2 protein-coding genes (1 of these 2 cut by a window edge) are annotated in these 12,676 nt (G+C 70.7%); both read right to left on the bottom strand.

Annotation, left to right across the window (positions count from 1 at the left end):
• A partial coding sequence (locus tag D7Y04_RS42100) for an AMP-binding protein (RefSeq protein ID WP_147477320.1) occupies positions 1–472 on the bottom strand: 472 nt, incomplete at its 3' end.
• 262 nt (positions 473–734) lie between these two features.
• Positions 735–12,676: part of a non-ribosomal peptide synthase/polyketide synthase coding region (locus tag D7Y04_RS42095; RefSeq protein WP_121763019.1), annotated on the bottom strand (this coding region is incomplete at its 5' end). The annotated region continues 17,955 nt past the right edge of the window; the window shows 11,942 of its 29,897 annotated nt.

The following is a 12,676-nucleotide window of genomic DNA, read 5'->3' as shown; positions in this document are numbered from 1 at the left end:
AGTCCCGCTCGCCGCCCTCCGGCAACTCGTCCGTCGCCATCCAGTGCAGCGCGCGGAAGTCCGGCGCCTGCTCGAAGACGAAGTCCGACAGCCCGAGGATGCCCGACGTGGTGAGCACCACCGACGCACGCGCATCCTGGATGATGGCGCGCAGGCGGGGCAGGGTGCGCTCCAGCCGCATCGGGTCCGGCGGATACGCGGGCACCGCCACCGCGCCTGCGTACAAGCAGCCGAAGAAGCCCGCGATGTAGTCCAGTCCCGGCGGGTACAGCAGCAGCACGCGCTCGCCTTGCGCGCCGCGCTCACGCAGCGCCGAGGCTATCCGCCGCGCTCGCACGTCCAAGTCGGACGCGCTCCAGACGGTCTCTTCACCGTCGGCTTCACCCAGGAACGTGTAGAGCGGTGCGTGGGCGGACGGCCCTTGGACAAGCTTCAGCAGGACGCCAGGAAGGGTTCGCGAGAAGTCGTGCACGGGGAGCCATCCATGTGTCGAAAAAGCGCCGACACTTAATAGCAGCCCGGGTGCTCAATTCCTCGGCACTCCTGGTAACGAAACCCCGGAGGTTCCTGACGCCAGCCCACTCGGGGAGCGGGGACTCGGCACGCCCTCAAGCGCGACCGAGCAGGCGCTTCAACCACCCCAGGAAACCTTTCTAGCTTGACCCGACTGATACATCCCGTATCGCGCCTTCACCGACACCCGCTCCCTCGACGGAGGGAGCGGGGTGACTGCGTTACTTCTTGCCCGCGTCGCGGAGCGCCTTCGTCAGCAGCTCCGCCACGGACTGGACCACCGGATCGCGTAGCAACGTGTAGTGGGTGCCCGGCAGGCGGTGCGACTCCAGCCGGTCTCCCACGAGCGCCGCCCAGCCACCGTCTCCCGTGCCCGTGTCATCGACGAGCTCTTCCGCCTGGAAGCGCACCACCCGCTGATCCATGGCGGGCGGGTGGTAGCGCCGGGCCGCTTCGAGGTTCGCCTCGAAGACCTGGAAGAGGGCCGTGGCGTCCACTCCGGGTGGCAGCGCGCCGGACCGGGCCGCGGACTCCAGCACCTTCGCGAGCGCCGCTTCAGGCTCCAGCGTCGCCAACTCCGCCGTGTCCACGTCCAGGTCCGCCAGCGACACGCCCATCAGGTCCTGCGCGAACATGCCCACCGCCAGCGTGCGGTCCAGGTCCGACTCCGAGTCCGACACCGTCTCTGGAACGTACGAGTCGATCATCGCCACCAGCTCCACCGCTTCACCTGCTTCGCGGAGCTGGTGCGCCATCTCGTAGGCGATGACGCCGCCCAGGGACCAACCGCCCAGGTGATACGGGCCGTGAGCCTGGACCCCGCGCACCACGCGCACGTAGCTGGCGGCCAGGGCCTCCACGGTGTCCAGCGGCTGATCCGTGCCGTCGAGGCCTCGGGCCTGGATGCCGTAGAAGGGCTGATCCACTCCCATCCTCCGCGCGAGCTCCGCGTAGGCCAGCACGTTGCCTCCCACCGGGTGCACGCAGAAGAACGGCGGCGCGCTGCCCGGGCCTTCCTTCGTGAAGGGCACCAGCGGCGTGAAGGGCTTCGGCTCGGCCTCTCCCAGCAGGACCGCGAACCGCTCCACGCTGGGAGCCTGGAAGAGCGCCGACAGCGGGAGCTTCCGGCCCGTCTCCCGGTGCACCGCCGCCATCAGCCGCACCGCCAGCAGCGAGTGCCCTCCCAATTCGAAGAAGCTGGTGCGCACGTCCACGGTGGACATGCCCAGCGCCTCCGCCCAGAGCGCCGCGATCCGCGCTTCGACTTCGTTCCTGGGGCCTACCTGGGTCTCAGGGCGCACGGGTCCGTCCACGGGGACAGGCAGCGCCTTGCGGTCCACCTTGCCGTTGGGCGTCAGCGGCAGGACGGGCAGGGCGACATAGGCCGCGGGCACCATGTACTCCGGCAACGAGCGCTGCAGGTGTCCCCGCAGCGTCGCGGTGTCCACCTCCGGCGTCACATACGCCACCAGGCGCGGGAGTCCGGGGACGTCCTCACGCAGCAACACTGTCGCGTCGCGGACGCCCGGCGACGCACGCAGCGCGGCCTCGATTTCTCCCAGCTCAATGCGGTAGCCGCGCAGCTTCACCTGGAAGTCCACCCGGCCCAGGTACTCCAGGGTGCCATCCTGCATCCACCGGACCCGGTCGCCCGTGCGGTACATCCGCGCCCCGGGCTCCGTGCTGAATGGATGGGGGATGAAGCGCTCCGCCGTGAGATCCGGCCGGTGGCGGTAGCCACGCGCCAGGCCCTCGCCCCCGACGTACAGCTCGCCCGGGACGCCCACGGACACGGGGTTCAGGTTCGCATCCAGGACGTACGCGCTCAGGTTCAGCAGCGGGCGACCGATGACCGGCGTGGACATGGGGCTGCCCTGGATGGCGGCGATGGTGGCGTTCACCGTGGTCTCGGTCGGACCGTAGGCGTTGAACGCCCAGGTCCGCTCCGTCGCCGCGAGCGTGCGCCACGTCACCTCGTCCATGGCTTCGCCGCCAATGGAGCAGAGGCTCGGCACATGCTCGCGCTCCAGCAGGCCTGCATTCAGCAGCAGCTGGAACTGCGACGGCGTGGTGTCCAGCAGGTCGATGCGGTGCTGCTCCACCCACGTGAGCATCGCCTCCGGATCCCGACGCACGGCCTCCGGGACGAGGAACAGGCAGTGGCCGTCCAGCATCAGCGACAGTTGCTGCACCGACGCGTCGAAGAAGTACGGTGCGTTGACGCTGACCCGCAGCGGCCGGGACGACGCCCGGTCGAAGCAGGTCTCGTTCATCGCGCGCCGCAGATGCGCCAGCGAGCGGTGCTGGATCATCACGCCCTTGGGCGCGCCCGTGGAGCCCGACGTGTAGATGACGTAGGCCAGATGCTCCGGCCGCACGCCCGAACGAGGGTTGCCCGGCGAGGACGACTCGATGCGCCGCGCGTCCGCGTCCAGTCGCACCACGTGCCGCGCCGGCGGCTGCCACGACTCCACCTGCGCCTGGGTGGTCACCAGCACGGCCGCGCCGCTGTTCTCCAGGATGAAGGCCTTGCGCGCTTCAGGGGCCGCCGGGTCGAGCGGCACGTATGCGCCGCCCGCCTTGAGGATGCCCAGGATGGAGACGATGGCCTCTGGCGAGCGGTCCAGGCAGAACGCCACCGGCACGTCCGGGCCCACGCCCAGCGCGCGCAGGTAGTGCGCCAGTTGGTTCGCGCGCACGTTGAGCTGGTGGAACGACACGGAGGTGTCGCCCATCACCACGGCGGGTGCCTTGGGCGTGCGCGTCACCTGCTGTTCGAAGCGCGCGTGGAAGGGCACGTCGACTTCGAAGGGAGCCGTCTCGCCGCTCCACTCCTCCAGCACCCACTGGCGCTCCTCCGCCGTCAGCAGGGGCAGGCTGTCCACCTTCGCGTCCGGCCGGGTGACGGCGGCTTCCAGCAGTTGGAGGAAGTGCTCCGAGAGGCGGCGGGCCGTGGCGGGTTCGAAGAGGTCCGTGGCGTAGGAGAGGGCGCCTTCGAAGCCCCGAACCGTGCGGGCCATGCTCAGGTCCAGATCGAACTTCGTCGAGTGCAGGTCCACCTCCACCGGACGCAGCGTCAGCTCCGGCAGGCGCACCTCCGCTTCCGGCACATTCTGGAGTGTGAAGAGGGCCTGGATGAGCGGCGTGCGCGACAGGTCTCGCGCGGGCTGCACCGCCTCCACCAAACGCTCGAAGGGGATGTCCTGGTGCTCGTAGGCGCCCAGCGTGGTGGCGCGCACTTGCGAGAGCAGTTGGCGGAACGACGGGCGGCCGTCGAACCGTGCACGGAGCACCAGTGTGTTGACGAAGAAGCCGATGAGGCCCTCCGTCTCCGCGTGGCGCCGGCCCGCGATGGACGTGCCCACCAGCAGGTCCTCCTGCCCGGAGTACCGGTGCAGCAGCGTCTGGAAGGCCGCGAGCAACAGCATGAAGGGCGTGGCCCCTTCGCGGTGGGCCAGGGTCTCCACCGCTTCGCTCAACGCCTGCGACAGGCGCACCGGGAAGGTGGCGCCCCTCGCGGAACGCTGGGGCGGGCGCGGCTTGTCCGTGGGCAATGCCAGCGCCTGCGGGGCTCCGGCCAACTGCTGCGTCCACCACGCGAGCTGCGCGTCCAGCACTTCGCCCTGGAGCCAGCCGCGCTGCCAGACGGCGAAGTCCGGGTACTGCACCGGCAATGGAGTCAGCGGCGAGGGCTGGCCCTGCCGGAAGGCCTCATAGAGCGCGGTGACTTCGCGCACCAGGATGCTCATGGACCAGCCGTCACCGATGGAGTGGTGCATGCACAGGAGCAGCACGTTCTCCGCTTCGCCCAGCTTCAGCAGCGTGAGGCGCGCCAGCGGACCCATGGCGAGGTCGAAGGGCTTCAGCGCGTCCTCGCTCGCGAGCCGTACCGCCTCCGCCTCACGTGCGTCGTCAGGAAGCCCCGTCAGGTCCACCACCGACAGGACTCCGGTGGGGGCGGGGTGCACGTGCTGGCGGGGTTCACCGTCGTGGGATTCGAACGTGGTGCGCAGTGCTTCGTGGCGTTCCACCAGCGCATCGAAGGCCTGCTGGAGCGCGGGCACGTCCACCGCGCCGGAGAGTCGCAGCGCCGTGGGCATGTTGTAGAGCGCGCTGCCCGGGTCGAGCTGATCGATGAACCACAGCCGCTGCTGCGCGAACGACAGCGGGTGCGGACCGGGCGTCGCGGCGGGACGCAGCGGTGGCAGGGCGTTGGCCTCCGGTGCATCCGGCAGCCGCTGGGCGAGCGCCGCTACGGTGGGGGACTCGAACAGCGCCCGGACTCCCACGTCCACGCCGAAGCGGGCGCGGATGCGGGACACCAGTTGCGTGGCCAGGATGGAGTGGCCGCCCAGTTCGAAGAAGTGGTCGTTGCGGCCCACGACGGGCACGTTCAACAACTCCTCCCACAGCGAGGCCAGGGCCACCTCCGCGGGCGTCGCCGGGGCCTCGTACGAGCGCGCGGCACGCAGCCGTGCCTCCGGTGAGGGCAGCGCCTTGCGGTCCACCTTGCCGTTGGGCGTCAGCGGCAGGGCGGGCAGGGCGACGAAAGCAGACGGCACCATGTACTCCGGCAGGTGCCGGCGCAGGTGCTCGCGCAGTCCTTCCGTGTCGCCTTCCGTCACCACGTAGGCCACGAGCCGCGCGTCGCCCGGCACGTCCTCGCGCACCAGGGCCACCGCGTCACGGACGCCCGCGTGGGTGCGCAGCGTGGCTTCGATTTCGCCCAGCTCGATGCGGTAGCCGCGCAGCTTCACCTGGAAGTCCAGGCGGCCCATGAACTCCAACGTCCCGTCCGGCCGCCAGCGGCCCTTGTCTCCCGTGCGGTAGAGGCGGGCTCCGGGCTCAGCGCTGAAGGGGTCTGGCACGAAGCGCTCGGCCGTCAGGTCCGGACGGCCCAGGTAGCCGCGGGTGACGCTTTCGCCGGAGAAGCACAACTCGCCCGGCGTGCCGAAGGGCACCAGGCGCTGCCTCGCGTCGAGCACGTACGCGTTCAGGTTCGCTACGGGCCGGCCGATGAAGGGCTCCGTGCGGAGGCTCCCCTGGATGACGACGCCCGCCGTGCAGACCGTGCACTCCGTGGGGCCGTAGCCGTTGAAGACGCGCGTGCGGTCCGTCGCGGCCAGCTTGCGCCACGCCTCCGCGTCCAGTGCGTCGCCTCCCATCATCACGAGGGGCGGCACCCAGGCCCGCTCCAGCATCCCCGCCGCCAGGAGGGGTTTGAGCTGCGCGGGCGTGCAGTCGAACGAGTCGATGCGGTGCTGCTCCAGCCACGCCAGCATCGCTTCCGGGTCCACGCGCAGCGCGTCCGGGACGATGTGGAGGCAGTGGCCGTCGATGAGCTGCACCACGCGGTCCATCACCGCGTCGAAGTACAGCGGCGCGTTGACGGTGACGCGCTGGCCTTTGGGCTGGCCCGCGTAGAAGGCGCGGATGAAGGCCCGGTGCATGTTGAGGATGGTGCGGTGTTGCACCATCACGCCCTTGGGCGTGCCCGTGGAGCCGGACGTGTACAGCACGTACGCCAGGTGCTCCGGGCCCGTCAGGGCGGGCAGGGGCTCATGCGAGAGCGCGCCCAGGCCGGTCTGCTCGACGTCCAGCCACACTTCGTGGACGCCGTCGGGGCTCCAGTCCCCGCAGGCGGCTTCGGTCGTGACGAGCACCGCCGCGCCGCTGTCCTTCAGCACGAAGTCCCTGCGCGCCGCCGGGGCGGAAGGATCCAACGGGACGAAGGCGCCACCAGCCTTGAGCACCCCGAGGAGCGCCACGATGGCCTCCACCGAGCGCTCCAGGCACAGCGCCACCTTCACCTCTGGCCCCACGCCCAGCGAACGCAGCCGCCACGCGAGCTGGTTCGCCCGCGTGTCGAGCTGCCGGTACGTCAGCGATGACTCCTCGAACACGACAGCGGGGGCATCCGGGGTGCGCGCCACCTGCCGCTCGATGAGGCCGTGCAACGTGGCGTCCCGTTCGAAGTCCACCAACTCGCCGCTGCCCACGCGCACCAGCCGCACCAGCTCCTCCGGCGAGACGAGCGACACGTCCGCCAGCGGCAGGTCCGGCGCGTCGCACACGGCCTCCAGCAACCGCCGCAGCTGGGCGAAGAGCCGCTCGATGGTCGCCGTGTCGAACAACTCCGCCGCGTAGCCCAGGTGGCCCTCGTAGCCGTCCGCCGAGCGGCTCAGGTTCAGGGCCAGCTCGAACTGCGAGGGGGCATCGCCCTCCAGGTGGGCTGGCGCCACGGTGAGACCGGGCACTGCCAGCTCCGGCAAGGGGGCGTTCTGGAGCGCGAACATCGCCTGGAACAGCGGCGTGCGGCCCAGGTCACGCTCGGGCTGGAGCGCCTCCACCAGGTGTTCGAACGGGATGTCCTGGTGCTCGTAGGCGCCCAGCGTGGTGGTGCGCATCTGCGCGAGCAGCTCGCGGAACGTCGTCCGCGTGCTGAAGCGACCGCGCAGCACCAGCATGTTCACGAAGAAGCCGATGAGGCCTTCCGTCTCCGCCTGCCGGCGGTTCGCGATGGGCGAACCCACCAGCACGTCGTCCTGTCCGGACGTGCGCGACAGCACGGCCTGGAACGCAGCAAGCAGCGCCATGAAGGGCGTGGTGCCTTCCGCTTGCGCCAGCGCCTCCACGCGCTCGCTCAGGGCGCGCGGCAGCGACACCCTGAGCCGCCCACCGTGCCGATCCGCACCGGCCGTCCGAGGCCGGTCCGTGGGCAGGTCCAGCACGAAGGGCGCCCCGGACAATTGCTGCTTCCACCACTCCACCTGTGCCTGGAGCACGCCGCCCTGGAGCCAGTCGCGCTGCCAGATGGCGTAGTCCGCGTACTGCACTGGCAGCGGGGGCAGCGTCACAGGCTGGCCCGTTCGCAGCGCCGCGTAGAGGGCCGTGAGCTCCCGTACGAGGACGCCCAGCGACCAGCCGTCGGACACGATGTGATGCAGGTGCAGCACCAGCACGTGCTCACGCGCGTCCAGCTTCAGGAGCAGCGCGCGGATCACCGGACCGCGCGTCAGGTCGAACGGCCGCAGCGTCTCCGCGTGGCCCTGGCGCTGGGCTTCGGCCTGCCTCGCGGCGCGGCTGCCCAGGCCCGTCAGGTCGACCAACTCCAGGGGGACGTGGCCCTCCGGGTGGATGTCCTGTACCGGCTTGCCCGCCTCCATGCGGAAGGTGGTCCGCAGGGATTCATGCCGCGCCATCAGCGCGTCCAGGCTTCCGCGCAATGCTTCCACGTCCAGGTCGCCGGTGAGGCTCAGCGCCAGCGGCATGTTGTAGAGCGGGCTGCCTGGCTCCAACTGGTCCACGAACCACAGCCGCTGCTGCGCGAAGGACAGCGCCGGCGCCGACGTGCGCGACACGGGGACCAGCGGCGGCGCCTGGGTGCGGCGGGCATCCACCAGCCGCTCCGCCAGCGACGCGACCGTGGGCGCGCGGAACAGCTCGCCCAGTGGCAGCTCCAGGCCCAGCGATGAACGGATGCGCGCCACCACCTGCGTGGCCAGCAGCGAGTGCCCACCCAGCTCGAAGAAGTCGCCGTGGATGTCCACCGTCTCCAGATGCAGCACCTCCGCCCAGATGTCCGCGAGTGCCTTCTCCAGCGCGCTCCGTGGCGTGGCGGATGCGGGGTCCGCCACACGGGTCTTCGGCGCGGGCAGGGCCTTGCGGTCCACCTTGCCGTTGGCACTCAGGGGCAGCTTCGGCAGCACGACGATGGCCGAGGGCACCATGTAGTCCGGCAGCTGCTTCTGCACGGCTGCCCGCAGCACGCCTGTGTCCAGGCTTTCACTGCTCACCACGTAGGCCACGAGGCGCTTGTCGCCGGGCACGTCCTCGCGCACCACGGCCACCGACTCTTCGACCTCCGGCGACTGGCGCAGCACGGCTTCGATTTCGCCCAGCTCGATTCGGAAGCCACGCAGCTTCACCTGGAAGTCGGCGCGGCCCAGGAACTCCAATGTCCCGTCACGCAGCCAGCGCACTCGGTCGCCCGTGTCGTAGAGGCGCGCTCCGGGTTCGTTGGCGAAGGGGTGGGGGATGAAGCGTTCGGCGGTGAGGTCCGGGCGCTGGAGGTAGCCCCAGGCCAGGCCGTCTCCGCCTACGTACAGCGTGCCCGGCACACCCGGCGGTACGGGCTGGAGCGCCGCGTCCAGCACCCACACCGTGGAGTTCGACAGCGGCCGGCCAATGGGCACCGAGCGGCCCACGGTGTCCCCGGCGCGCAGCGTGTGCGTGGCGGAGAATGTCGTGTTCTCCGTGGGGCCGTAGCCGTTGACCAGCACGGCGCCTGGAGGCAGCCGCTTCAGGTGTTCGCGCACTCGCTCCACGGGCAGCACGTCGCCACCCGCCAGCACCTGCCTCACGCGGGCCAGCGCGTCTCCCTGGTGCAGCACCATCTGCTCGAAGAGGGCGGCGGTGAGCCACAGCGTGGTGATGCCCTCGCGCCGCAGCAGCGCGCCCGTGTCCCCGAGCGACAGCGCGCCCGCGGGGGCCACGACCAGCGTCGCCCCGTTCAGCAGCGCGCCCCAGACTTCCAGCGTGGACGCGTCGAACGCGATGGGTGCCAGGTGGAGGAATACCTCCTCCGGACCGAAGTGGACGAAGTCCGCGCCGCGCACCAGTCGTGTGATGCCCCGGTGCGGCACGCTCACGCCCTTGGGGCGCCCCGTGCTGCCCGACGTGAACATCACGTAGGCAAGCGCCTCCGAGGACACCGCCAGATCCAGCGCCGCTTCGGACTGCCGTGCGATGACAGCGGCGTCCGCGTCCAACAGGACCTGGAGGTCCGTGACAGCCGGCAGCTCGTCTGCCACCGCGTCCTCGGTCACGAGCAGGCTGACGCCCGCCTCGCGCAGCACCCACGCGATGCGCTCCGCGGGGGCCTGGGGATCCACCGGCACGTAGGCCGCGCCGGCCTTCAGGATGCCGAGCAGCGCGGTGATGCTCTCGAAGGAACGCTCCACGCACAGGCCCACCCGGTGGCCGGGCCGCACGCCCTGACGCCGCAGGTGATGCGCGAGCTGGTTCGAAGCCCGGTCCAACGCCGCGTAGGACATCCGCCGCTCACCGGCTTTGAGCGCCGTGGCGTCCGGCGTGCGCGCGGCCTGCTCGGTGAAGAGCGAGGCCACGGACGCGTCACGCGGGAAGTCGCGGGAGGTGCCGCTCCAGTCGGAGAGCAGCCGCTGACGCTCCGCCCTGGTGAGCCACGGCAGCTCCGGCAGCCGCGCGTCCGGCGAGCGGAGCGCCGACTCCAGGAGCACCCGCAGGTGCTCGACCATGCCGGCCACCGTGTCCGGATCGAACAGGTCCTGGTTGAAGCCCAGCACGCCTTCGAAGCCGTCCGGCCCTCGAGCCAGCACGCATTGCAGATCGAAGTGGGTGGACTCCTTCAGGTCCTCGCGGGCCTTGAGGGTCAGTCCTGGCAGCGCCAGCTCCGGCATGGGTGCGTTCTGGAGCGTGAACGTCACCTGGAAGAGCGGTGTGCGGCCCAGGTCGCGCTCCGGCTGGAGCACCTCCACCAGCTTTTCGAAGGGGAGGTCCTGGTGCTCGTAGGCGCCCAGCGTGGTGGCGCGCACCGCGTCCAGCAGCTCGCGGAAGCGCTGTGTCCCGCGCATCCGGGTGCGCAGCACGACCGTGTTCGCGAAGTAGCCGATCAGCGACTCCGACTCGGCGTGGCGACGGCCCGCGATGGGCGATCCCACGAGCACGTCCTCTTGTCCGGAGTACCGGTGCAACAGCAACTGGAACGCCGTGAGCAGCACCATGAACGGAGTGGCGGACGCTTGCCGCGCGTATGCCTCCACCGCTTCGCTCAGCTCCCGCGACAGGACGAGGGGCTGGGAGCCGGCGCGATAGGCCCCCTGAAGTGATGGACGCGGGTGGTCCGTGGGCAGCTCCAGGTAGGGGGCAGCACCGGCGAGCAGGTCACGCCAGTACGTGACCTGCGACTCCAGCACCTCGCCCTGGAACCAGGCGCGCTGCCAGAGGGCGTGGTCCGCGAACTGCACCGTCAGCTCCGGCAACGGCGACGGCTGCTCCGCCGCGAACGCCGCGTAGAGCACGCCCATCTCCCGCACCAGCACACCGGTGGACCAGCCATCCGTGACGATGTGGTGCGTGTTGAGCAGCAGCACGTGCTTCGTGGCCCCGAGCTTCATCAGGAGCCCTCGGAACAGCGGGCCCTGTTCCAGGTCGAACGGGGTGGAGGACTCCTCCCGGGCCAGCCGCGACACCTCCGCTTCCCGCGCCTCATGTGTCGGGAGCGCGGACAGGTCCGCGTGCCGCAGGGACATGGGGAACGGCGGGTGGATGACCTGCGACGGCGTGCCTTCGCGCGACTGGAACGTGGTGCGCAGCGCTTCGTGGCGGCGCACCAGTTCGTCGAACGCGGCCAGCAGGACGATGACGTCCAGCGAGCCATCCAGGTCCATCAGGTGCGAGATGCTGTAGGCGGTGCCCGCGGTGCCCAGCTGCTCGACGAACCACAAGCGCTGCTGCGCGAACGACAGCGGCAGCACGTCCGGCCGTGCCGCGCGGACCAGCGAGGGCAGCGCGGAAGCGGACGCATCCTGCTGCTGGGGCTGTTGGAGCGCGTCGATCCGGCGCGCCAGCTCCGCCACGGTGGGGCCTTCCAGCAGCGCCCGCAGGGGCAGCTCCATGCCGAAGCGCGCACGCACTCGCGACACCAGCTGCGTGGCCAGCAGCGAGTGGCCGCCCAGTTCGAAGAAGCCGTCATGGCGGCCCACCGCCGGGACGCGGAGCACTTCGCTCCACAGCGAGGCCAGCGTCACCTCCGTGGGCGTCGAGGGCGGTTCGATGACGCGCTCGGAGGCCGGGGCAGCCTCTGGCGAGGGCAGGGCGTTGCGGTCCACCTTGCCGTTGGGGGTCTGGGGCAGGGCGTCCAGCGCAACGAACGCGGCGGGCACCATGTACTCCGGCAGGGTCCGCCGGAGGTGCTGACGCAGGGGCGCCGTGTCCACCTGGGGCGCGATCCAGGCGGTGAGCCGGTCCTCGCGAACCAGCACTACCGCGTCCCGGATGTCCGGGTGCGAGCGCAGCGCGGCCTCGATTTCACCCAGCTCGATGCGGTAGCCGCGCAGCTTCACCTGGAAGTCCAACCGGCCCAGGTATTCCAGCGTGCCGTCCTCGCGCCAGCGGGCCTTGTCACCCGTGCGGTAGATCCGCGCGCCGGGCTCCGTGCTGAACGGATCCGGCACGAAGCGTTCGGCCGTCAGGTCCGGTCGGCCCAGGTAGCCACGCGTGACGCCTTCACCGCCGAGGCACAGCTCGCCCGGCGTTCCCAAGGGCACCAGTCGCTGGTGCCCGTCGAGCACGTACGCGTTGAGGTTCGCCAGTGGCCGCCCGATGACGGGCGTCTCCTGGGGCGCGTCCTGGATGCGCCAGTCCGCCGCGTCCACCGTGCATTCCGTGGGGCCGTACTCGTTGAACGCCCGCGTGCGGTTGGATGCACGCAGCTGGCGCCAGGAGCTTTCGTCCACCGCCTCGCCACCGACGGAGATGACTCCAGGCACGTGGGCGCGCTCCAGCAGGCCCGAGGCCAGCATGAGCCGCAGCTGCGACGGCGTGCAGTCCAGCACGTCGATGCGCTGGCTCTCCAGCCACGCCACCATCGCCTCCGCGTCCTGCCGCACGTCGTCCGGGACGATGTGCAGGCAGTGGCCGCTCAGCAGCTGGACCACCTGGGCGATGGATGCGTCGAAGTGCAGCGGCGCGTTGACGGTGACGCGCTGTCCCGGTGCCAACCCCGCGTGGAGGCTGCGGGTCAGCGCCTGATGCAAGTTGAGGACCGACCGGTGCTGCACCATCACGCCCTTCGGCGTACCGGTGGAGCCCGACGTGTAGATGACGTAGGCCAGGTTCGCCGGGCCCGCCGCCGGCGGCAGGTTCTCAGCAAACCTGTCCGACTGTCCGACAGGTTTTGCATCCACCAGCACCAGGTGGGGCACCTCTGGGTGCCACGCTTCTTGCAGGGCCTGCGTCGTCACCAGCACCGACGCGCCACCATCCTTGAGGACAAACGATTTGCGCGCGGCGGGCGCCGACGGGTCCACCGGCACGAAGGCGCCTCCGGCCTTGAGCACCGCCAGCAGCGCCACGATGGCCTCCGCCGACCGCTCCAGGCACAGGCCCACCATCACCTCCG

The organism is Corallococcus sp. AB038B (assembly GCF_003668955.1).
Lineage (GTDB): Bacteria > Myxococcota > Myxococcia > Myxococcales > Myxococcaceae > Corallococcus > Corallococcus exiguus.
Note: the sequence above shows the minus strand (reverse complement) of the source record. Positions and strands in the feature narration are given on the sequence as shown.